The sequence below is a fragment of the Butyrivibrio sp. Su6 genome, from assembly GCF_900108105.1.
GTDB lineage: Bacteria > Bacillota > Clostridia > Lachnospirales > Lachnospiraceae > Butyrivibrio.
Genome location: NZ_FNUR01000006.1, coordinates 131,735 through 156,102 on the forward strand (window position 1 = coordinate 131,735; position 24,368 = coordinate 156,102).

The window sequence follows — 24,368 nt, forward strand, 5'->3', positions numbered from 1 at the left end:
TGGGAGGATGTATTACAATGAAACGCTTAAAGTCAGTTTTAGCGCTTATCATCGTTCTGTTACTGCTGGGGGGAGTTGGATATTCAGCAGTGTACGGACTTGGTGAAGACAAGTCAGGTTCTTTATCCAGTATCAATTTAGGACTTGATCTTGCAGGTGGTGTCAGCATCACTTACGAAGTTGTTGGAGATGAGAATCCTGATAAGGAGGATATGTCTGATACAATCTACAAGCTTCAGCAGCGTGTAGATCAGTACAGCACAGAGGCTCTTGTTTATCAGGAAGGTTCTAACAGAATCAATATAGAGATTCCTGGTGTCTCAGATGCCAATGCGATCTTAGAGGATCTCGGACAGCCCGGTAACCTTTACTTTATTGCCCAGACTGATGCAGAAGGCAATGAAAACTACACATACCACTCAGGATTTACAGCAGAAGGTGGTCTTGAGACTGATGAAGATGGCAACATTCTTTTTGGTTATGTTCTCAACAAGACACTTGAAGAGCTTCAGGCAGATGGTTCTATAGTTCTTTCAGGAGATCAGGTATCAGTTGCTCAGGCTGCAGCTCAGCAGGATTCATATGGTTCACAGGAACCTGTTGTTTCTCTTGAGTTTACAGAAGAGGGCAAGACAGCGTTTGCTGAGGCTACCAAGAAGGCATATGCAGCTGGAGAGACAATCGGTATCTACTATGATGGCCAGTTCATTTCTGTTCCTAAGGTTCAGGCAGAAATTACTGATGGTAAGGCCGTTATCACTGGAATGAGCTCATATGAAGAGGCTCAGAACCTTGCTTCTATGATCAGAATCGGTGGACTTAAGCTTCAGCTTAACGAACTTAGATCAAACGTTGTAGGTGCTCAGCTTGGTTCAGATGCTATCAGAACATCACTTATTGCAGCAGCTGTTGGTTTCGCTCTTATAGCAGTTCTGATGATCATATTCTTCAGACTCCTTGGTTTTTCAGCTACACTTGCACTTGCATTCTACTGCGGACTTATGGTATTCCTTCTTTCCGCATTTGATATGACACTTACTCTTCCTGGTATAGCAGGTATTATTCTTTCAATCGGTATGGCGGTTGATGCTAACGTACTTGTTTTCTCCAGAATTAAAGAAGAGCTTGCTGTTGGCAAGACAGTTGATGAAGCTAGAAAGAACGGTTACAACAAGGCTCTTTCATCAATCCTTGATGGTAACATCACAACTCTTATCGTAGCTATCGTTCTTAGAATTGGCGGAACAGGTTCAATCAAGGGATTTGCTGAGACACTTATGCTTGGTATCATCCTTTCAATGTTCACAGCTCTTGTAGTTACAAGACTTATTACTTCAATACTTTATGGCCTTGGACTTGAGAATCCTGTTCTCTACGGTAAGGCAAAGGCAGTTAAGAAATTTGATTTCGTTGGAAAGAGAAGAATCTTCTATCTCGTTTCATGTGCAGTACTTGTAGTTGGTATTATCACAATGGCAGTTAACGCATCAGCAGGAAAGGGGGCATTCAACTACAGCCTTGACTTCGTTGGTGGTACATCAACAACAGTTACTTTTGACAGATCATATGAGCTTGCTGAGCTTGAGAGCACAGTAGCAAATGATATCAAGAGCGCTGCAGGAATCAATGAGATTCAGATCCAGACAGTATCTGGTACAAATCAGGTAATCTTTAAGACATCTACTCTTAATGTTTCTCAGAGAGAAGCAGTAGAGGATGTACTTGAGAGCAATTACGGAGTATCTGCTGATAATGTTGCAGCTGAGACAATCAGTTCAACAATCAGTGGTGAGATGAGATCAAGCGCCATCAAAGCTCTCCTTGTAGCCCTTATCCTTATGCTTATCTACATTTGGATCAGATTCAAGGATATCAAGTTTGGTGCAGCTGCTATCATCGCCCTTGCACACGATACACTTATTGTAATTACAGCTTATGCACTTACAAGACTTTCAGTTGGTAATACATTCATCGCTGTAATCCTTACAATCATCGGTTACTCAATCAACGATACAATCGTTACATTCGATCGTATCCGTGAGAACCTTCACAATGCAACAAACAGAAAAGAAGAGGCAGAGCTTGTTAATAGCAGTGTAGCTCAGACAGTAACAAGAAGTATCTTTACTTCAGCAACAACATTCTTCACTGTAGCTGCCCTTTATGTATTTGGTGTAGCAGATATTAAGGCATTTGCACTTCCACTTATGGTTGGTGTTGTTTGTGGTACATATTCATCAATCTTTATTGCATCACCAATGTGGTATGATCTTAAGACAAAGTTCAAAACATTGTTTGCAAAGTAATTTTCGTAGTATAAAATGTTGGAGATATGGTTTATCCATATCTCCATTTTTTATGTAATTGGAAAATGAATGCTAAAGCATTCGCGCTCGGCGCGAGAATGTCGCAAGCGACATTCTAATTAAACTAGAAAGGATTTCAGATTATGAAAGAGGCATATTTTGCAGGGGGATGTTTTTGGTGTGTGACACCTATTTATAAGATGTACGGCGTTGATAAGGTTATTTGCGGCTACGCAGGTGGTGATGAGGAGAATCCAACCTACGAACAGGTTAAACATCAGGAGACTGGCCATCGTGAGACCATAAAGCTTGTATATGACCCTGAGAAGGTATCATATGATAAGTTACTGGATATTTATTTTGCAAATGTAGATCCATTTGATGCTGAGGGACAGTTTATCGACAAGGGATTTTCTTATACTCTGGCAATTTTCTATGGCAATGAAGAGGAAAAGGCTCTTGCCCAATCTAAACTTGATAAAATAGCAGCAGATTCAGGCAAGGAAACATTTGTTGAACTGTTGCCTTATAAAAACTTCTATGAAGCAGAAGAGTATCACCAGGATTATTACTTGAAAAATCCTGAGGCCTTTGAAAAGGAACTCATCGAATCCGGAAGAAAGAAGTAACAATGGGCTGATTTGAAAGACTTGCATCAATTTTAGGCAGTGAGGTAGTAAAATAATCAAACATAAATGATTTATTCATGATGCGGAACGGATAGTATAATCTGTTCCGCATCTTTTTATAAAATATGGTAATATATACAAAGCGCACCGCATAAAATACAAGGTGGTGCGCATTTATTATTATGTAACAAAGAGGATAGATATGGCAAAATGGATGATAGCAAATAAGAAGGCTGATTTTGATGGAATCGCTGCTAAATATGGCATTTCCAATATCACAGCCAGACTTATTGCTAATAGACTTATAAATTCCAGAGAGACAGAAAAAGAAGACTGTTCCTTGGAAAAGGTGGATGAGTATCTGAACGGCGGCGTTTCGATGCTCCATGATCCATTTAAAATGGCAGACATGGAAAAGGGCGCCAGGGTGATGCTCTCCAGAATAGCTGAGGGAGCAAAGATCCGTGTTATAGGCGACTATGACGTAGATGGTATATGTTCTTCATACATACTTGTTGATGGACTAAGGCTCTTTGGAGCAGATGTGGACTGTGTTCTTCCTGACAGGATCAAGGATGGCTATGGCCTTAGTATCAAGCTTGTTGATGCTGCTATTGAAGACGGTATTGATACTATCATTACCTGCGACAATGGAATTGCAGCTTTTGAGCAGATCAAACATGCAAAAGAAAAAGGCATGACTGTAGTTGTTACAGATCACCACGAAGTTCCTTTTGAGACGGCTCAGGATGAAGCAGGTGATGATTCATTTGGACCTGAGACTTGTGTGAAAAAAGAGATATTACCGCCTGCAGATGCGGTTATAGACCCCAAGAGAGCTGAGGGTGAGTATCCTTTTAAAGAGATTTGCGGAGCAGTTGTTGCTTATAAGTTCCTGCAGGTTATGGCGCAGATAAAGGCTTCTGAAAAAGAAGACCCAGAGTTTGATGAGCTGATTGGAAGATTTTTTGCTGAAAAGATCATCTTTGCGGGCATTGCAACAGTTTGCGATGTCATGGAACTTAAGGATGAGAACAGGATAATCGTAAAAGAGTCTTTAAAGCGCATCAGATTTACAGAAAATAAGGGTCTTAAAGCTCTTATTGATGTAAATAGCATTGATGCGAGCGCTATGACTGGATATCACTATGGTTTCATCATAGGTCCCTGTCTTAATGCCACAGGAAGGCTTGATCTGGCCACAAGAGCATTATCATTGTTTTTTGCTGAAGATGAGGCTGAGGCCGCTATGATTGCCGGAGATTTAAAGGCCCTTAACGACAGCAGAAAAGACATGACTAAAGAGGGTGTTGATGCGGCTATAGAAATTGTGGATGAAGAGGCTGGTAAGGGCGAACTTCCCAAGGTTATTGTGCTGTATCTTCCCAATGTCCACGAATCTATCGCAGGTATAATAGCAGGTAAGATAAAGGAAAAGTACTACAGGCCTACGATCGTTCTTACAAAGGCAGCTGATGGAGGCGCAAAGGGCTCCGGAAGGTCTATTGAAAGCTATGATATGTTCCAGCATCTTTCAGCATGTAAAGAGCTCTTTACAAAGTTTGGCGGACATAAGATGGCTGCGGGACTATCACTTCCTGAAGAAAACATTGAGACCCTTCGCACAAGACTCAATAATGAGTGTGAGCTTACAGCCAGCGACTATGAGAGAATAGTCCATCTTGATATGGTAATGCCCCTTAAGTATGCGAGCATGGAGCTTGTTAAGGAATTTAGTAAGTTGGAACCTTTTGGAACAGGTAATACCAAGCCTATGTTTGCCCAAAAGGATGTAAAGCTTTTATCGGGAAGAATCCTTGGTAAAAACAAAAATTGTGGAAAATACAGAGTATCTGATGATTCAAATAATTATTTTGATATGATGTATTTTGGAGATATGGATAAGTGGCATGAATTCCTCAGAGAAAAATATGGCCAGAACGCTGTAGATGAGCTTTATGATGGAAGAGCTTACAATATGAAGGTGAGCATTGCGTATTATCCGGATATTAACAGCTATCAGGGAAGAGAATCAGTTCAGATAGTTATGAGCGACTTCACATGATATAAAAAAACTCCCCCTAAAACCACAAAAACACACGCGAAGCGTGTGTCTGCGGTTTCTTATGAGGGGGAGATAGTGAGCCTTAGCTCATATCTTTAAATATATATTACTCCTAAATTGTGAATAAAATGTGACGAAAAAATAAAAAATGGGAGGGCTTACATGAAGCTTAGTAAATTACTGGAAAATCTCGAATACAAAATCACAAAAGGAAACTCTTTTGAAGAAATCAGTGCTGATTCAGTAGAGATAAGGGACGTTGTAAACGATAACCGTAAAATTTCAGAAGGATCTCTTTTCATCTGTATCAAGGGAGCAAATTTTGACGGACATTCCTGTGCAAAAGAAGCGGCAGAAAAAAAGGCTGCAGCAATTGTTGTAAGTCAGGATGTTGAGCTTCCTGAAAATTCAGAAATAGCAGTTGTCAGAGTTGAGGACACAAGATATGCAATGGCCTTTATTTCAGCAGCATATTTTGACCATCCTGCAAGAAAACTTAAGACAATCGGTATCACAGGAACAAAGGGTAAGACTACAACAACATATCTTATCAGAAACATGCTTGAGAATGCCGGACACAAGGTTGGCCTTATCGGAACAATAGAAGTAATTATCGGTGATGAGCATATCCATGCAGAAAACACAACACCTGAGTCCTATAATCTTCAGGAGTACATGGCTAAAATGGTAGAAGCAGGCTGTGACAGTGTTGTTATGGAGGTTTCTTCACAGGGACTTATGCTACACAGAACACAGGGCTTCATATTCGATATCGGCATCTTTACAAACATTGAGCCAGATCATATCGGACCTAATGAGCACAAGGATTTCGACGATTATATGCACTGCAAAGGTCTTTTGTTCAAACAGTGTAAGGTAGGTATCTGCAATGGTGATGATATTCACACAGACGACATTTTGGAAGGCCATACCTGCGAAGTTGAAACCTATGGATTTGGTGAGGGCAATGATATAAGAGCTATAAATCTTGCTTATATCCACAAACCGGGCCAGCTTGGCGTGTTCTTTGATACAGACGGACTTATAAAGGTTCATGCTGAGGTTGAAACTCCCGGTAAGTTCAGCGTTTTAAATGCTCTTTGCGCAATTGCTGTTGCAAGACACTTTGGCTGCAGTGAAGCTGAGATTGCGCCAGCCCTTAAGGGAGCCAAGGTAAAGGGAAGGATCGAGATGGTAAAGGTTTCTGATGACTTTACACTTATGATCGACTATGCCCACAACGCTATGGCACTTAAGAGTCTTCTTACTACACTTAGAGATTATCATCCAAACAGACTTATCTGCCTCTTTGGATGCGGTGGAAACAGAAGTAAGCTCCGCAGATTTGAGATGGGCGAAGTGAGCGGTAAGTATGCTGACTTTACAATCATTACTTCAGATAACCCAAGATTTGAGGAGCCTGAAGATATCATGAACGATATTGAGACAGGTATGAAAAAGACAGATGGTAAATACATTAAGATCACTGACAGAAAAGAGGCTATTGCTTATGCCATTGATCACGGCGAGCAGGGCGATATCATAGTTCTTGCAGGTAAGGGCCATGAGGACTATCAGGAGATCAAAGGTGTGAAATACCACATGGATGAACGTGAACTCATTCAGGAAATCCTTGAAGAACGTAAGTAATGAGAAGCATATAAAATAACTTGAAAAATGTGTATCTGTTTTTTACATAAGTGGATACACATTTTTTTATTAATGACTGTCATGAGAGCTTTTACGTTATGATAAAATAATCTTTGTAAGTTGGATCAGAGGAGAAATAAAGGTTAGATTTATGTACGCTAACGTTATTATAGATATTTCACATGAAAAAGTTGATAGGACGTTTCAGTATAGGATACCGGACAGGCTCCTTGAGGTGTGTGATATTGGAATGCCTGTGAAGGTTCCTTTCGGAAGGGGAGATAATGTACGAACCGGGTATATTGTTGAACTTACAGAGGAACCCAATTGGGACCCTGACAAGATTAAAGAGATAATTGATGTGGAAAGGGACCTTATTTCCGCAGAGGATATTTCAATAAGGCTTGCTGCCTGGATGAAAAGACAGTACGGCTCTACCATGATAGCTGCCCTTAAGACTGTTCTTCCTGCTTCTAAAAAGCAGGCAAGACAGATACACAAATTTATTTCTTTAAGACTTCCTGAAAGGGAGGCAAGAGACCTCTACAACGAGTGCGTAAGGAAAAAGCAAAAGGCTAGAGAGCGTCTTTTGAAGGAGCTTATAGATAATCCCGATGACAGGATTCCCTATGAATTTATCACAGGCAAGCTAAATGTGTCTTCACAGGCCATAAAGAGCCTTAGTGACAAAGGAATCATTGCCATAGAAAGTGAAGAGTATTACAGAAAACCCATAGCTGCTGATGGTGAAAGGTATGGCAAAAAGACTTTGAGCGATGAGCAGCAGCATATCGTAGATACTGTTAAAAGAGATTATGACGAGGGCAAAAGAGATACTTACCTTATCCACGGAATAACAGGAAGTGGTAAGACAGAAGTGTACATTGCCCTTATTGATGATGTGATAAAAAGAGGAAAGCAGGCGATTGTCCTGATTCCAGAAATTGCCCTTACTTATCAGACTCTGATGCGCTTTTACAGGCACTTTGGCGACAGAGTATCAGTAATGAATTCCACGCTTTCACCGGGAGAAAAGTTTGATCAGATGGAGAGAGCCAGAAATGGGGATATTGATATTATCATCGGCCCAAGGTCAGCTCTTTTCACACCATTTCCAAACACAGGAATTATTATTATCGATGAGGAACATGAGGCCACTTACAAGAGCGAGACTATGCCCAAATACCACGCAAGGGAAGTAGCAATAGAACTATCACACCTTCTTCCTGACGGGGCGGCAGTTGTGCTTGGCTCAGCTACGCCTTCACTTGAGGCCTACTACAAGGCAAAGACCGGGCAGATAAAGCTCTTTGAGCTTAATAAGAGACTTACAGGCGGAACGCTTCCTACCGTTGAGATTGCGGATTTAAGGGAAGAGCTTCGGGCCGGAAATCGGTCCATTTTTTCCAGAAGGCTCTTTGAACTTATGGAGGACAGATTCCAAAAAGACGAGCAGGTCATGCTGTTTATCAACAGAAGAGGACTTGCGGGATTTATCTCCTGCAGGGGCTGCGGCCATGTATTTAAGTGCCCGCACTGCGATGTTTCTTTGTCAGAGCATCGGGGTGGAAGACTTGTATGCCACTACTGCGGATATGAGCAGGCACGGCCCAAAATATGCCCTGAATGCGGCTCAAAATACGTCTCATCTTTCAGAGCAGGAACGCAGCAGATTGAAGATGAGGTAAAAAAATATTTTCCGGATGCTAAGGTCCTTAGGATGGATGCTGATACCACGAGGACAAAGGGAAGCTATGAAAAGATCCTTGGAGCTTTTGCCAACAAGGAAGCAAATGTACTGGTAGGAACTCAGATGATAGTAAAGGGCCATGATTTCCCTGACGTTACCCTGGTGGGGATACTTGCAGCGGATATGTCACTTTATGCCAGCGACTACAGGGCAAGTGAGAGAACTTTCCAGCTGCTTACCCAGGCTGCGGGAAGAGCCGGCAGAGGAGAGAAAAGAGGAAACGTGGTGATCCAGAGCTATCAGCCTGACCACTACAGCATTCTTGCGGCAGCAGATCAGGATTACAAAGGCTTTTACGAGGAAGAGATTGCTTACAGAGACCTTCTAAGGTACCCACCGGTTTCACATATGATGTCTGTTCAGATCCAGTGTAAAAATGAGGCAGAAGGGATTGCATTTGCCACAAAGCTGAGGGCAGTCATGGAACAAAAAAAGATTCCTAATGTTGTCTATATAGGCCCTGCATCAGCAGCTATAGGAAAGATAAACGACATATACCGAATGGCTATCTATGTCAAGGCAGATGATATGGACATTTTGGTGAAGTTAAAAGATATGGTCGAAAAGTATATAAGAATGCTTGAAGACAGGGGATATCTTAAGAATATCACTACCCAGTTTGATTTTGATCCAGTCAATGGATTCTAATGGGATATTGACATTTCTGCTTAAATTGATATCATATAATGAATTGTATAAAATCTAATGTTTTTTGAACAATAAATAAAGGAGGCCAAAATGGCACTTAGAACTATTAGAGAATATGGCGATGAAGTACTTGAGCGTCGCTGCAAAGAAGTTAAGGAAGTAACACCAAGGATCAGAGAGCTTGTAGAGGATATGCTCGAGACTATGTATGATGCAAACGGAGTTGGTCTTGCAGCTCCTCAGGTTGGAATTTTAAAGAGAATAGTAGTTATTGATGTTTCACCTGAAGCTGATGATCCTATAGTTATGATAAATCCTGAGATCCTTGAGACTTCAGGCGAGCAGACAGGATATGAGGGATGTCTTTCTATTCCTGGTAAGTCCGGCGTTGTTACAAGACCTAACTATGTTAAGGCAAAAGCATTTGACCTTGATATGAACGAATTTGTTATTGAAGGAGAGGAACTCCTTGCAAGAGCTATCTGCCATGAGCTCGATCACCTTGACGGACACATGTATGTGGAGAAGGTTGAGGGCGAACTTGTAGACAACGAGGAACTCATGCAGGAGCAGGAGTCAGAGGACGAAGAATAATAATACATGTTTAATGCGCAGACATTGGAGCTTTTGATCAGCTCTTTTCCCAAGATATTAGTATATGGACTTAAGGTTTCGGTACCTCTTGCACTAATAGCTTTCGTGCTTTCAACTGTCATTGCTGTATTTGTGGCAATGGTTCAATATGCAGGGGTTCCGGTAGTCAGACAGATCTGCAGATTTTATATCTGGATCATCAGAGGAACACCGCTTTTGGTACAGCTTATGGTGGCATTTTACGGACTTCCCTTATTCGGTATAAATGCCAATCCCTTTTTGGTAGCGGTAATAGTTTTTTCGATATGTGAAGGTGCTTACAGTGCTGAGACTATGAGAGCAGCCATGGAGGCAGTTCCCGCCGGACAGCTTGAGGCAGGCTACTGCGTTGGAATGAGCTATATGCAGATCATGTGGCACATTATATTGCCACAGGCCTTCAGAACAGCTTTTCCATCTCTTTTCAATGCGCTTATCAGTATGGTAAAAGATACATCACTGGCATCAAGCATAACTGTGGTCGAGATGTTTACAAGGACCAAGCAGATTGCAGGACAGTCCTACAATTATTTTCCTTTGTACATAGAAGTTGCAGCTATATATCTGCTCTTTTGTACAGTTCTTACCTTTGTTCAGAAAAAAGGTGAGAGAAGACTTGGAAATTACGGAGTTCGCAAATAAGTATGGCATTACTAGAGGTAAAAAATCTAAAAAAGTCTTTTGACAAAACTGAGGTTTTGAAAGGCATAGATTTAAAAGTAAATAAAGGCGATGTGGTTTCAATACTGGGACCATCGGGCTCGGGCAAGACGACACTTCTTCGCTGCATAAATTTTCTTGAAAAGCCTGACGGAGGAAAGCTTTCTTTTGATGGGAAAGACTATGATCTTTCCGGGATTTCCAAAAGTGATATAGCTGCCATCAGGAAAAAGACGGGATTTGTTTTTCAGGGCTACAATCTTTTTGCCAATAAGAACGTATTGGAAAATGTGACTTTGGGTCTTACATCTGCGAGAAAGATTCCTAAAAATGAGGCTGACGAGAAGGCTCTTGAAGTATTAAAAAAGGTCGGAATGGACGGCTATACTGACTACTATCCCAGTCAGCTTTCAGGCGGACAGCAGCAGAGAGTTGCAATAGCAAGGGCACTTGCCACTGACCCGAGCATAATATATTTTGATGAGCCCACATCGGCTCTTGATCCGGAACTGACTTCAGAAGTTCTTGAGGTTATGAGAGAACTTGCAGATGAGGGTATGACTATGATAGTTGTCACCCATGAAATGGGCTTTGCAAAAGAAGTATCATCCCATGTGGTATTCATGGCAGATGGAAATGTTGTTGAAGAGGGCAGCTCAGCAGACTTTTTTGACAATCCAAAAGAAGTAAGAACAAGAGAATTTTTAAGACTAACTGAGCACTAATCTATAAGAAATATAATTACCAGCTGTGATAATTTAAGCTAGGTTTTTATATACATTGTTTGTACTCACAAAGGAGGATATTTATGAAAAGGATTCTATCACTGGCACTGACAACAATTCTTGCAACATCTCTTTTGGCCGGATGCGGCGCTAAAAAAAGTGATGACCACCTGGCTCGTATCAAAGAGGCCGGCAAGATCACAATAGCTACTGAAGGTGTGTGGGCGCCATTTACATACCATGACCCTGATACAGATGAGCTCGTTGGATTTGACGTAGAAGTGGCAGCAGCTATCGCTGAGAAGCTCGGTGTTACACCTGAGTTTAAGGAAGTTGCTTTCGACGGCGGTCTTACAGGTGTTTCAACAGGTACATTTGACATGATGGCTAACGGCGTTGATGTTACTGATGAGCGTTCCAAGACCTATGATTTTACTGAGGCCTACGCCTATGACCACGCTGTGGTTGTTACTCTTGCATCCAATACAGATATCGCATCTTTTGAGGATCTTAAGGGACACACAACAGCCAATTCTGCAGGCTCAACCTACGAGGCTATGGGAATCGAGTATGGAGCAGCAGTTTCAAACGTTGATACCATCGGTGAGACAATGACTCTCGTACTTAATGGTACAGTTGATGCTACTATAAATGCCAACACTTCAGCTCAGGACTACTTCAATACAACAGGAACTACAGAGCTTAAGGTTGCAGCTGTTGATCCAGAAGTTACAAAGTACGCAGTTCCTCTTGCAAAGGGAAGTGATAATGATTCTCTCAGAGAAGCTATCAATCAGGCAATTGCTGATCTTCGCGCAGAGGGAAAGCTTGCTGAGATTTCAAAGAAATACTTTGGCGCAGATATTACTGCAGAGTGATTTGCTTAAGCACCTTGTCGATGTACAAAAGAAGCCTGAAATGGTAAACTAATATTTACCGTTTTAGGTTTTTTTTATTAAGGAGATTTGATATGAAGATAATATTTATGGGCACTCCGGACTTTGCAAGGACGGCGCTTGAGAAAATTATAGAGGCAGGGCACGAAGTTACTTTAGTTGTTACTCAGCCCGATAAACCAAAGGGAAGAAGCGGAGAGCTTCAGGTATCTGACGTTAAGGCATGTGCTCTTGAGCACAATATCCCTGTATTTCAGCCTGTAAGGATAAAGCTTCCTGAGAACGTTGCGGAGCTGAAAAAATATGAGGCTGATATTTACGTGGTTGCAGCCTTTGGACAGATCCTTTCACAGGAAATCCTTGATATTCCTAAATTTGGATGTGTAAATATCCATGCATCTCTTTTACCAAAATACAGAGGAGCTGCGCCTATTCAGCAGGCAATTCTTGATGGTGAGGAGAAAACAGGCGTGACTATCATGCAGATGGCAGCAGGTATGGACACCGGTGATATTCTGATCCAGAGAGAGATCACAATTGACCGCGATGAAACAGGCGGCGGCCTTTTTGACAAGCTTTCAGTTCTTGGAGGAGAGCTCATTGTAGATGCGCTTCCTATGATCGAAAGAGGCGAGCTCACACCTGTTCCACAGGATGAGGCAAAGGCTACAAAGTGCGGCAAGCTTTCAAAGGACATGGGAAGGATTGATTTTAATAAAGACGCTGAGACTATTTTCAATCTTGTGCGTGGTCTTAATCCATGGCCTTCAGCCTTCACTTCACTCAATGGCAAGATGCTTAAGATCTGGAAGGCAGAGGTGGTAAAAGAGCTTGATGGCGTAGATGGAGCTGATGCAGCGCCGGGAGAAGTTGTGGCAGTTTATAAGGACAGCTTTGCTGTTAAGACAGGCTGTGATTATCTGAAAGTTGAGGAGCTTCAGCTTGAAGGTAAAAAGCGCATGCTTGTAAAGGACTTCCTTCTTGGATATAAGCTTGAAGAGGGCACTAGATTAGGCTGATAGCATTATATGTGGTAGAATTAATTTATTCATAGGAAAGAGGCGATTTGAATGTATTACGGATATGGTTATGGATATGGATATGGCATGGACCCAATGTACATATTGGTCATTATTATGGCGATACTTTGCATGGTTGCCAGCTATAGAGTTAATTCAGTTTATAAAAAATACAACAGAGTCCGCAGCATGAGTGGTATGACAGGTGCACAGGTCGCAATGGAGATACTGAGGCGAAACGGCGTAAGTGATGTAACTGTTCAGCATGTTCCCGGGGATCTTACAGATCACTATGATCCAAGGACCAGAGTTGTGAATTTATCAGATGCAACCTATGGTTCCAATTCAGTAGCAGCTATAGGGGTAGCTGCCCATGAATGTGGCCATGTAATGCAGCATCAGAATGGATACCTTCCGCTTCAGATAAGGTCAGCCCTTGTTCCTGCAGCCAATATTGGTTCCAAGGCAGGTGTTCCCCTTATCATTTTGGGAATGTTCCTTAGTATTTCACCGCTTATTTCTATAGGAATCTGGGTATTTTCATTGGCAGTTCTTTTTCAGGTTGTAACACTTCCTGTTGAGTTCGATGCATCTCACAGAGCTCTTGTGATGCTTGAAGAGTATGGAATCCTTGGTCACGAGGAAGTAGCGGATTCAAGAAAAGTGTTATCTGCTGCAGCCATGACATATGTGGCAAGTGCAGCGGCAGCAGTTGTTCAGCTTTTAAGGCTTGTAATGCTGAACAACAGAAGAAGAGACTGATGAGTTTTTTTACGGTATCAGATCTTTTTTGATCAAATGAGGGGAGTTCCCGTTTAGGGAGAGGTTATGAGTAATATCAGAGAAATAGTTTTAAGTATACTAATGGAATATGACAGGGATGGCAAAAAAAAGCCATCCCTTTTAAAGGATGCGCTGGAAAAGTATGACTACCTTGAGACAAGGGACAAGGCCTTTATCAAAAGAGTTGTAGACGGATGCCTTGAAAGACAGATACAGGTAGATTACGTTATTGATCAGTTTTCCAAGACGAAAGTTTTAAAGATGCAGCCACTTATCAGAAACATCATCAGGATGGGAACCTATCAGATAATGTTTATGGATCAGGTCCCTGACAGTGCTGCCTGCAACGAGGCTGTAAAGCTTGCTTCAAAGCACAAGTTTGATGGATTAAAGGGCTTTGTCAACGGTGTTCTGCGAAATATAGCAAGGAACAAAGACAACATAAAGTATCCTGATAAGGATGGCTCTTCGAGCATAGAGTATCTGTCAGTATTTTATTCAATGCCGCAGTGGCTCTGCAAAATGTGGGTTCAGGAATACGGTTTTGAGAAAACTGAAAAGATTCTTCAGTTCTTTTTAGAGACAAGACCAACTGTCCTTAGGATCAACATGTATGAGGCAAAAGACACAGAGTCTCAAAAGAAGATCAAGGATGAGCTGGTAGAAGAGATCAGGAAGGCAGGCGCACAGGTTAAGGACAATAATCTCCTTTCCTATGCGATAGAACTTGAAAAGACTGATAATATCAAGTTTTTACCGGGCTTTGATGAGGGCAGATTTGCTGTGCAGGATGTAAGCTCCATGCTTGTTGCGGAGATTGCAGGAGTAACTGAAGGCCAGACTGTAGTGGATGTATGTGCAGCTCCCGGTGGAAAAACCACCCACGCTGCAGAAAAAGTGGGGAAAAGTGGCCGTGTTCTTTCAAGAGATGTATCAGACAGAAAGTGTGAGCTGATACTTGAAAATGCCGAGAGACTTGGCCTTGATAATATCGAAGTAAAGGTTTCAGATGCAAGGATCCATGATGGAAACCTTGGTGATATGGCGGATGTTCTGTATCTGGATGTTCCCTGCTCAGGCCTTGGTATCATCGGAAGAAAGAGCGATATAAAGCTTAATACTTCTCAGAAAGCTCTGAGCGAGATTGAAGCTTTGCAGTGGGAAATCGTAAAGGCTTCCTGGGATTATGTGAAAAAAGGCGGTACAATGATCTACTCAACCTGTACTGTCAACAGGGCTGAAAATCAGAAAGTAGTTGAGAAAATTTGTCGCGAGTTTCCTTTCGAAATGGTGGATATCTCAGATGTTGTTTCAGATATCTTTAAGCCTGAAAAAGACTCAGATATCCTGAAGTCCGCCAAAAAAGGATATATTCAGCTGCTCCCGGGGGAGTATGGCACTGACGGATTCTTTATTGCAAGACTTCGAAGGAAAAGTGATTGAAGAAATAAGGTAAGTATAGTGAATAAAGATTTAATAAAAGCACCAAATGGAAAAACAGATATCAAATCCCTTACGCTTCCTGAACTTACAGAATGCGTAAAAGAGATGGGCGAGCCTAAGTTTAGGGCTGGTCAGCTCTATGAGTGGATGCATAAAAAGCATGCTGCGGGCTATGATGATATGTCAAATATATCAAAGGCCCTGAAAGAAAAATGCCGTGAAAATTTTGAGTACACTTCACTTAAGGTTGTGGAAGTTCTTGAGTCAAAAGTAGATGAGACCAAAAAGTTTTTGTTCGGGCTTTCTGACGGAAACATAATTGAGAGCGTGTACATGAAGTATAAGTTTGGCGTCAGTGTATGTATCTCATCTCAGGTAGGATGCAGGATGGGATGCAGGTTCTGTGCATCAACACTTGATGGCGTTGTGAGGAATCTTTTACCCTCAGAGATGCTGGATCAGATCTATTCGATCTCAAGATATACAGGTCAGAAGATTTCCCGTGTGGTTGTTATGGGAAGCGGAGAACCCTTGGATAACTATGACAATCTCTTAAGGTTCATAGATCTTTTGACCAATGAGGATGGACTTAATCTTGGCCAGAGAAATCTTACGGTTTCCACATGCGGAATCGTGCCAAATATCCTTAAGCTTGCAGACAAGAATCTGTCCATAAATCTGGCCCTTTCTCTCCATGCATCCAACAATGACAAGAGAAAAGAGCTGATGCCTATTGCCAATAAATATAGCCTGGATGAGGTTCTTTCTGCCTGCAGGACTTATTTTGAGAAAACAGGAAGACAGCTTACTTTTGAGTACTCCCTTGTAAGTGGTGTCAATGACACGGATGCAGATGCAAAAGAACTGTCGGAGCTTTTATCGGGATTTAACTGCGTGGTGAATCTTATTCCCGTAAACCCTATAAAGGAGAGAAGTTATCAGCCTACAGACAGGACAGGAGCGCTTGCTTTTAAAAATAAACTTGAAAAAAGCCGAATAAATGTTACTATTAGAAGAGAAATGGGCAGGGATATTAATGGAGCCTGTGGACAACTTCGTAGGCGCCATTTGGAGGAGACAAATTAAGTACCTGCTTATTTTGTTTGATGAAAAAAGTAATTGCTTGGGAGGCAGGATTTGCTAAAAACTTTTTCCGTTACGGATATTGGAAAGAAGCGAAAACTTAATCAGGATTATGTATTTTCTTCTGACAGGAAAATAGGAAATCTTTCTAATGTGTTTATTGTTGCTGATGGTATGGGCGGACATAATGCCGGTGATTACGCATCAAGGTTCACAGTGGACACAATGGTTGAAGAGATAGAAAAGTCTTTTGAACAGAGCCCTGTTAAGATTCTTGAAAATGCTATCAAGACTGCTAATCACAAATTGAGGGAAAAGGCAGCAGAAAATCCCAGCTTATTTGGTATGGGAACGACAGTTGTGGCGTGTACCGTCCTTGGCAGATATCTTCAGGTAGCGAATGTTGGAGATTCAAGGCTCTACGTCATCAATGACAAAATCACCCAGATTACCAGAGACCATTCGCTTGTGGAGGAAATGGTCAGGATGGGAGGCATTGACAGAGAAACAGCCAGAACCCATCTTGATAAAAATATAATAACCAGGGCAATCGGTGCCACTGAAACAGTAGACATCGACTTTTTTAACGTTGAATTAAACCGTGGTGATATTGTGCTCATGTGCTCTGACGGACTTACGAATATGCTTGAAGATGAAGAGATACGAATGATTGTAAGTGGTCAGAGAGATATTATAGAGAAGGCCCAGAAACTTGTTGTGGCAGCTAATAACAATGGAGGTAAGGATAATATAGCCGTTATCCTGATTGAACCCTTTGCTGAAGAACTGACACGCGACGGAGGACTTAATGATTAAGATAGGAATGATTATCGGCGACCGATATGAGGTACTTGAAAAAATAGGTACCGGCGGAATGTCCGATGTTTATAAAGCAAAAGATCATAAATTAAATCGTTTGGTTGCAGTTAAGATTCTCAAACAGGAATTTTCCGAGAATGAGAACTTTGTATCCAAGTTCCGCGTAGAGGCGCAGTCTACCGCCGGACTTATGCATCCAAATATTGTTAATGTGTATGATGTTGGAGATGAGGATGGCGTCAACTACATTGTTATGGAGCTGGTTGATGGCATTACCCTCAAAAAATATATCGAGAAAAAAGCACGTCTTTCTGTTAAGGAAGCAGTCAGCATAGCTATTCAGGTAGCTATGGGACTTGAGGCAGCTCATAACAACAATATTATCCACAGAGATATCAAGCCTCAGAATATTATGATCTCCAAAGATGGTAAGGTTAAGGTTACAGATTTTGGTATTGCTAAGGCTGCAACCAGCAACACTATCACTTCCAACGTTATGGGATCCGTGCATTATACTTCACCTGAGCAGGCAAGAGGCGGATATAGCGATGCCAAGAGTGATATTTATTCACTTGGTATCACACTTTTTGAGATGCTTACAGGAAGGGTTCCGTTTAACGGAGACACCACAGTAGCTATCGCGATCAAGCATATCCAGGAGGATCTTCCAAGTCCTGCTGATTACAACGATGATATTCCTATCAGTGTTGAGAAAATTGTACTTAAGTGCTGCCAGAAGAGCCCTGACAGAAGATATCAGAGCGCAGCAGAGCTTATTACAGACCTTAAAAAGTCCCTTATCACTCCGGATAAGGATTTTGTTTCACTTGTTGATCCTGATGAAGAGGGAGCAACAAGAGTTGCCACAGCAGAAGAGAGCAAGGCAGTTAAGGGTGAGGACAGATTATCTGATACAGAGCAGATGCGTCTTAACCGCGATGTTGTCAGAGAGTATGACAACAAGGATTATGATGACTACGACAGGGATAAAAAGAAATCCCGCAGAGACTATGATGATTTTGATGATGATTACTACTACGAAGAGAGAAGAAAACGTTCATCATCAAATAGTGGAAGCCAGGATAGCAGCAGAATAGAAAAGATGACAGTTGTCATGGCGATTATTTCAGCTATACTGATCGGCTTTATAGTTATAGTGCTTGTAGGAAGAAGCATCGGAGTATTTGGCTCGGAAAGTGCCAGCGAGAGCTCTACGGATGCTTCAAGTGCAGCTTCATCTGCCACATCAGAGGCAGAAACAGCTGATGGTATCTTGATACCTGATGTAAATGGCAAGACCTATGCTGAAGCCAAGTCAATTCTTGATGAAAAGGGCTTTAATGTAGAAAAGGCTGAGGATACAGCCAATACAGCTGCCAAGGATACTGTAGTATCCACAAGTCCGGCAGCGGGAGATCGTGCAAAAGCAGGTTCCAAGATCACTGTTTATGTTAGTAATGGAGCCAACTACAGCGCAAGTGCTGCAACTGAAGTTTCTGTTGCAAAGGCTGATGGACAGGTTACTGTTCCAAATATTATCGGAATGACTTCTGAAGAGGCTGTTATTACTCTTGTCGAGGCAGGACTTCAGGAAGGCACAATTGTAGAAACCAACAATGAAGATTCAAATCTTACAGGTCTTATCTGTGCACAGAGCATAGCTTTTGGTACCTCTGTTTCTGCGGGAACAGTTATCAATATGGAACTTTCAATTGGACCTGCAAGTGTTACATACAGTTATAACGCTGATATATCAGCACCAACTGAAGGTGAGAATTATACCTATGGTATCCCGGTCAAGGTTACACTTGTAACATCTGATGGAACAACACTTCTTAGCACAACAACGTCAGATTTCCCGGTTCAGGGAACTTATAAGGGTATCACATCACCTACCGGAACTATTACTTTTGTTTATACTGCAACTACTCCGACAACTACCAATGCTGAGACTGGTGAGACTACCGGCGGAGAAAGTGTAGAATATACAGTTACAAGAGCTGTTACATTCACCCAGGAGAGTTGATCATTAGATGCGAGGAAAGATTTTAAAGGGGATTGCCGGCTTTTACTACATAGAGACTGTTGAAGAAAAAATCTATGAGTGTAAGGCAAAAGGCATCTTTCGCAAAGACAATATAAAACCCCTTGTTGGTGATGATGCCAATATCGACATCATTGATGAGGAAAAGAGGTTAGGCAATATAACCGAAATTCTTCCAAGAAAGAGTCAGCTACTTAGACCGCCTGTTGCCAATGTGGATCAGGCGGTTATTTTGTTTGCTATAGTTAAGCCTAATCCGAGCTTTAATCTTTTGGACAGATTCCTTATCATGATGAGGGGTCAGAACCTTCCTGTCATCATTTGCTTTAATAAGCAGGATATAGCCACAAAAGAGGAACAGGAAGAACTCACAAAAGCCTATGAAAAATGTGGATATAAGGTTCTTTTCATAAGTGTAAAAGAGGAAAAAGGGTTAGATGAGCTTAAGGCTCTTTTAAAGGGAAAGACAACTACTCTTGCTGGTCCAAGCGGCGTTGGCAAGTCGTCTCTTTTGAATAAGCTGGTTCCGGATGCTGATATGCAGACAGGAGAGCTAAGTAAAAAGATTGAAAGAGGAAAAAATACTACCAGGCATTCAGAGCTCTTTTACGTAAAAGAGCTATCTGATGGTGACGGATTTGATACATTTGTCATAGATACTCCGGGATTTACATCACTTGAGCTTCGTGATGTTACCAAGGAAAATCTGATGGAGTACTATCCGGAGTTTGAAGAGTATGAGCCCCAGTGCAGATTTGGAGGCTGTTCTCATATAGCAGAGCCTGATTGCGGTGTAAAAAAAGCCCTTGAAGAAGGCAAAATTTCAAAAGTAAGATATGAGAACTATAAGGTTTTGTATGATGAGCTTAGAAATGCAAGACCGGATTACAGCAAGAAAGCAAGGAGATAAGAAAAGCTTTTATGAAGATATATGTAACAAGACATGGACAGACTGATTACAACGCAGAGAGCAGAATGCAGGGAAGACTTGATATTCCTCTTAATGAAAAGGGTAAAGAGCAGGCAAGAGCTACCAGAGAAAAGGTTAAGGATATAAAGTTCGATGCTGTTTACAGCAGCCCTCTTATCAGAGCAGTTGAGACTGCTTCGATCGTAGGAAATATTGCAGAAGATCAGATCATAAAGGATGAGAGGATCTTAGAGGCAAATTTTGGAAAATATGAAGGTGTTGTGTATGGTAAGGTTGGCCTTCCTATGACAGGATACTGGGGAATACCTGAAATATTCCCGGCACCACAGGGAGTTGAGACAATTCCTGAAATGATAGAACGTACAAGTTCATTTTTGTCTGAACTTGAAAAGAAGGATTATGAGAATGTTCTTGTGGTTTGTCATGGCGGTATCATCAGAGTTTTAAGAGGATATCTTCAGGATATTAAAAGAGGTTATATCTGGAGACCTCGTCCAAAGAACTGCGAGATTTTTGTTTATGAATCAATTGATGGAAAACACAGACTTGTAGATGACATTAAGTGATGAATTAATCAGGCAGATATAGAGTCATAGATGGCATTAGATGATGAATTGATTAGTGACAGATATAGAGTTATAGATGACATTAAGTGATGAATTGATGGGAGGAAGATGTCATGATCATTGCTAATGGATATGTTTATAGAGATAACAGTGAATTTGAAGATTGTAACGTAGTGGTGAGTGATGGCAGGATAAGCAGGATATCACCTAAAGCTGTGACTGGTGAAGATGAGATCATTGATGCTTCAGACTGTTTTGTTATCCCGGGGCTTATTGATCTGCATTTTCACGGTGCTGTAGGCGAGGATGTATGCGATGGCACCATAGAGGGTTTTAAGAAAATCGCAGAGTACGAGTTGAAAAACGGTATTACATCCATTTGCCCTGCAATGATGACACTTCCTGAGGAAGAACTCATAAGTGATATAAAAACCGGTAAAGAGTTCAGGGATGGTGATGGCAAAGATCATAGTCGCTATGCCGAGCTTCTTGGCTTTAATATGGAGGGACCCTTTATCAGCCCTGTCAAAAAAGGAGCGCAGAATGAGGAATTCATAAAGAAAGCCGATGTAGCTATGGCAGAGCGTTTCATAGAAGCAGGTGATGGGCTTGTTAAGATAATAGGCCTTGCTCCGGAAGAATCGCCAAACTATGAGAGCTACATAGATGCTGTAAAGGACAAGGTTATTATATCTTTGGCACATACTGATTCCGACTATGACACAGCTATGAATGCCATTAAGCATGGAGCAAGCCATGTGGTTCACCTGTATAATGCTATGACCGGCCTTACACATAGAGCTCCCGGAGTTGTCGGAGCTGCTTTTGACAGCAAGAAGGTCACCAGTGAGATCATCTGTGATGGAATCCATATTGCTCCGGCAGCAGTGAGGATTGCCTTTAATGAAATAGGTGCCGACAAAATGGTGCTTATTAGTGACAGCATGAGAGCGACAGGCCTTGAAGATGGCATCTATACTCTTGGAGGACTTGACGTTGAGAAAAAAGGAAGCCTTTGCACCCTTAAAGGCACAGACACCATTGCAGGTTCTGCGACAAATCTATTTGACTGCATGATAAACTGTCACACCAAGATGAACATTCCTCTTGGAACAGCGATTGGAGCTGCCACCTTTAATCCTGCCAAAGTCCTTGGAGTATCAGACAGACTTGGTAGCTTTTCAGAAGGCAAGCAGGCAGATATGCTTATTCTTGATAAGAATTTCGGACTTAAGCATGTTATCAAGAATGGAATCGTCGTTTATTGATTGATAGATGAGTTATTAGAATCAATTTTTAGACAGATACATTCGAAATAAGCTTCACTACAGAATCAGTGAGAGTATTTTGTCGTAAACTATGTGTTTATGATAAAATGCTCTTTCTTTGTATATGCGTAAGTGACTTCTCTAACTCTCTAAAAATTTTAGATTGCGGCTGCGTACGCCACCATTGACTGAGCCTGAGGAAAACGCCGTCTATACCTCGCCGACGGTGAGGATGATGGGAACAGTAGATTTTCACGCACCGTCGGATTCAGCATTGTAGCGTTTTCCCCAGAACCAGTCAATGGCAAGCACCTGCGGTGTGGCTAGGTACAAGTTGCCTCGGGCTCTGAATCCGAGAACAGTAGGGATGGCTACTTTAAGGTGCTTCGGGCATATAGCTCGTTTTCAATAGCTCAGCCACCTGCAACAAAACTGTTTTTGGCCTCGCAAAAAGTTGCTATAAGGACAAATTATTAAAAATCAAAGGTGGCTGGAAGCTTTAAAAAGCACTATATGCCCAAAGCAATTGCTATTGGTTACCGATTCAAATTGGATAAACGTGAGATTAACTGAGATGTGGGATAAAACCTGAAATTCTATCGAAGTTATCCTACAATTTCGGCCTTCTGAACACTACGATTGAACGAAAAGTAGGATAATCCTGACCGAAAACCATTGATTTATCCCACATTTTTCAGTCAGAACTATGAGAAATGTGGGATAAAAGAATAAAAAGTCGGTCATTTATCCTACTCATGAGCAAAATTCACTATCAGAATGGTTAAGTCTATAGGATAAAAAACGATAAAGACTCATGTAATAGTATGGCATATTTCTTGGCATATTTATTTTACGCTTTTCGCTATAGTAGCTGGTATTAAAATGCATTGTATGGTATTATGAAGGTCTGTGTAAAAAATAATTTAGGGGTTTAAAGCGATGAAAGAACGTGAAAGTTTGGGAAGCAGACTTGGATTTATTCTGTTATCAGCCGGATGTGCTATAGGTATTGGGAATGTTTGGAGATTTCCTTACATGGTTGGTGAAAATGGTGGTGGGATCTTTGTTTTATTCTATATACTGTTTTTGCTGATCCTGGGAGTTCCAATCATGACTATGGAGTATTCCATGGGCAGAGCCTCGAGAAAGAGTATCATGCCGGCCTATAAGATGCTTGAAAAAAAGGGCAGTAAATGGCATTTGGTCGGATACATGGCCATGGCAGGTAACTACATTCTGCTTATGTTTTATTCAGTGGTTTCGGGGTGGATGCTTAGATATTTTGTGCTTATGGTGACAGGAGCTTTTGATAAGGCTGATCCTGATGGAGTACAAAATATATACAAGAACATGATGAGTAGTCCGTATATCATGATACTGTACATGGTCATTACTATGGTGATCACGATTGTCATTTGTTCATCAGGACTTCAAAACGGTGTTGAGAAGATCACCAAGTTTATGATGATAGCTCTTATATGCATCATGATAGTTCTTGGAATCAATTCACTTATACTTCCATCTGCAAAAGAGGGCATAGCTTTTTATTTAAAGCCTAACATTGCTAATGTAAAGGCAGTGGGAATTGGAAAAGTTTTGTATGCTGCACTTAACCAGAGCTTTTTTACTCTTAGTCTGGGAATAGGCAGCATGGAGATTTTTGGAAGTTATATCGAAAAGGACAGGAGCCTTGCTGGCGAAGCCATTCTTGTAGCAGGTCTTGATACCTTTGTTGCGGTAGTGGCAGGACTCATTACTATCCCTGCATGTTTTGCCTATGGTGTTGCACCAAATAGTGGACCAAGTCTTATATTCCTTACACTTCCTAACGTATTTATCTCACTTCCTGCAGGAAGAGTATGGGGAAGTTTGTTCTTTCTCTTTATGTATTTTGCGGCGCTTTCTACTATGGTAGGTGTATTCGAAAATGACGTAAGCTTTTTCATAGATATACATAACACAAACAGAAAAAAAGCTGCATTTATTGCAGGGGCCATAATTACAGTAGGTTCTGTGCCATGTGCCCTTGGCTTTAATATTCTTAGTGATTTTCAGCCTCTTAAGGCAGGAAATACAGTGATGGATCTTGAGGATTTTATACTGAGTAACCTTATGCTTCCGATTGGAGCGCTGATATGCTGTATTTTCTGTACGACCAAATATGGCTGGGGATTTGATAACTATCTTAATGAGGTCAACTGTGGCCAAGGACTTAAGATAAGCAGGAAGCTAAGCTGGTATTTTAAGTATGTTCTTCCTGTGATCATAGCATTCTTGATAGTATATGGACTGGTAACATATTTTAAGTAATATAAAAATCCTGACTTCTTTGAGAAACTAAAAAGAGTTTTTCAAGAAGTTAGGATTTTTTAATAGTATTAGTATAAAAAGAGGTGTATCATGATTGTATGAATAAATATACTTAAAAACGACTATATTATTGTGTAACT

Annotated in this window: 19 protein-coding genes; all 19 read left to right on the forward strand. The window is 41.3% G+C overall.

Annotated features, from left to right (window positions below; all coding sequences use genetic code 11):
- Positions 1 to 17: 17 nt before the first annotated feature.
- The 19 genes from secD (at position 18) to C4S54_RS08705 (ending at position 24,228) form a co-directional block, all read left to right on the forward strand.
- Positions 18 to 2,306: a protein translocase subunit SecD gene (secD, locus tag C4S54_RS08615; RefSeq protein WP_103869168.1), complete on the forward strand. Its 2,289-nt coding sequence runs from the start codon at positions 18 to 20 to the stop codon at positions 2,304 to 2,306.
- A 143-nt stretch (positions 2,307 to 2,449) separates the two neighbouring features.
- The gene (gene msrA, locus C4S54_RS08620; RefSeq protein ID WP_103869169.1) at positions 2,450 to 2,935 is read left to right on the forward strand and encodes a peptide-methionine (S)-S-oxide reductase MsrA; all 486 of its coding nucleotides are present in this window, start codon (positions 2,450 to 2,452) and stop codon (positions 2,933 to 2,935) included.
- Between the two features lie 202 nt (positions 2,936 to 3,137).
- Positions 3,138 to 5,000, forward strand: coding sequence for a single-stranded-DNA-specific exonuclease RecJ (locus C4S54_RS08625; RefSeq protein ID WP_103869170.1), 1,863 nt, complete (start codon positions 3,138 to 3,140; stop codon positions 4,998 to 5,000).
- A gap of 162 nt (positions 5,001 to 5,162) precedes the next feature.
- Positions 5,163 to 6,650 carry a UDP-N-acetylmuramoyl-L-alanyl-D-glutamate--2,6-diaminopimelate ligase gene (locus tag C4S54_RS08630; RefSeq protein WP_103869171.1) on the forward strand — a complete coding sequence of 496 codons (1,488 nt, stop codon included), beginning with the start codon at positions 5,163 to 5,165 and terminating at the stop codon, positions 6,648 to 6,650.
- Between the two features lie 151 nt (positions 6,651 to 6,801).
- Positions 6,802 to 9,048 (forward strand): replication restart helicase PriA, encoded by a 2,247-nt coding sequence (gene priA / locus C4S54_RS08635; RefSeq protein ID WP_022776156.1) that lies wholly within the window; start codon positions 6,802 to 6,804, stop codon positions 9,046 to 9,048.
- A 90-nt stretch (positions 9,049 to 9,138) separates the two neighbouring features.
- Positions 9,139 to 9,642: a peptide deformylase gene (gene def, locus C4S54_RS08640; protein ID WP_022776155.1), complete on the forward strand. Its 504-nt coding sequence runs from the start codon at positions 9,139 to 9,141 to the stop codon at positions 9,640 to 9,642.
- A gap of 6 nt (positions 9,643 to 9,648) precedes the next feature.
- On the forward strand, positions 9,649 to 10,323 hold the full coding sequence (locus C4S54_RS08645) for an amino acid ABC transporter permease (RefSeq protein WP_022776153.1): 675 nt from the start codon (positions 9,649 to 9,651) through the stop codon (positions 10,321 to 10,323).
- A 2-nt stretch (positions 10,324 to 10,325) separates the two neighbouring features.
- Positions 10,326 to 11,066, forward strand: coding sequence for an amino acid ABC transporter ATP-binding protein (locus tag C4S54_RS08650; RefSeq protein ID WP_103869172.1), 741 nt, complete (start codon positions 10,326 to 10,328; stop codon positions 11,064 to 11,066).
- Positions 11,067 to 11,149: 83 nt separating this feature from the next.
- Positions 11,150 to 11,944 (forward strand): transporter substrate-binding domain-containing protein, encoded by a 795-nt coding sequence (locus tag C4S54_RS08655; protein WP_103869173.1) that lies wholly within the window; start codon positions 11,150 to 11,152, stop codon positions 11,942 to 11,944.
- Between the two features lie 92 nt (positions 11,945 to 12,036).
- Complete coding sequence (gene fmt / locus C4S54_RS08660; RefSeq protein WP_103869174.1) at positions 12,037 to 12,981, forward strand: methionyl-tRNA formyltransferase; 945 nt, start codon at positions 12,037 to 12,039, stop codon at positions 12,979 to 12,981.
- A gap of 51 nt (positions 12,982 to 13,032) precedes the next feature.
- Positions 13,033 to 13,743, forward strand: a complete 711-nt coding sequence (locus C4S54_RS08665) for a zinc metallopeptidase (protein ID WP_103869175.1) — start codon at positions 13,033 to 13,035, stop codon at positions 13,741 to 13,743.
- 66 nt (positions 13,744 to 13,809) lie between these two features.
- The gene (gene rsmB / locus C4S54_RS08670; protein WP_103869176.1) at positions 13,810 to 15,207 is read left to right on the forward strand and encodes a 16S rRNA (cytosine(967)-C(5))-methyltransferase RsmB; all 1,398 of its coding nucleotides are present in this window, start codon (positions 13,810 to 13,812) and stop codon (positions 15,205 to 15,207) included.
- Between the two features lie 18 nt (positions 15,208 to 15,225).
- A complete protein-coding gene (gene rlmN / locus C4S54_RS08675; RefSeq protein ID WP_242973768.1) occupies positions 15,226 to 16,293 on the forward strand; it encodes a 23S rRNA (adenine(2503)-C(2))-methyltransferase RlmN in 1,068 nt (355 codons plus the stop codon).
- Positions 16,294 to 16,344: 51 nt separating this feature from the next.
- Positions 16,345 to 17,106 carry a Stp1/IreP family PP2C-type Ser/Thr phosphatase gene (locus tag C4S54_RS08680; protein WP_022776141.1) on the forward strand — a complete coding sequence of 254 codons (762 nt, stop codon included), beginning with the start codon at positions 16,345 to 16,347 and terminating at the stop codon, positions 17,104 to 17,106.
- The gene (gene pknB, locus C4S54_RS08685; RefSeq protein WP_103869177.1) at positions 17,099 to 19,135 is read left to right on the forward strand and encodes a Stk1 family PASTA domain-containing Ser/Thr kinase; all 2,037 of its coding nucleotides are present in this window, start codon (positions 17,099 to 17,101) and stop codon (positions 19,133 to 19,135) included. The genes C4S54_RS08680 and pknB overlap by 8 nt, the downstream gene beginning before the upstream one ends.
- 7 nt (positions 19,136 to 19,142) lie before the next feature.
- Entirely contained in the window at positions 19,143 to 20,063 is a 921-nt protein-coding gene (gene rsgA, locus C4S54_RS08690; protein ID WP_103869178.1) for a ribosome small subunit-dependent GTPase A, read from the forward strand.
- An 11-nt stretch (positions 20,064 to 20,074) separates the two neighbouring features.
- On the forward strand, positions 20,075 to 20,650 hold the full coding sequence (locus tag C4S54_RS08695) for a histidine phosphatase family protein (protein ID WP_022776137.1): 576 nt from the start codon (positions 20,075 to 20,077) through the stop codon (positions 20,648 to 20,650).
- Positions 20,651 to 20,763: 113 nt separating this feature from the next.
- Positions 20,764 to 21,918, forward strand: coding sequence for an N-acetylglucosamine-6-phosphate deacetylase (nagA, locus tag C4S54_RS08700; protein ID WP_103869179.1), 1,155 nt, complete (start codon positions 20,764 to 20,766; stop codon positions 21,916 to 21,918).
- A 939-nt stretch (positions 21,919 to 22,857) separates the two neighbouring features.
- Positions 22,858 to 24,228 (forward strand): sodium-dependent transporter, encoded by a 1,371-nt coding sequence (locus C4S54_RS08705; protein WP_103869180.1) that lies wholly within the window; start codon positions 22,858 to 22,860, stop codon positions 24,226 to 24,228.
- The last annotated feature ends 140 nt before the right edge of the window (positions 24,229 to 24,368 follow it).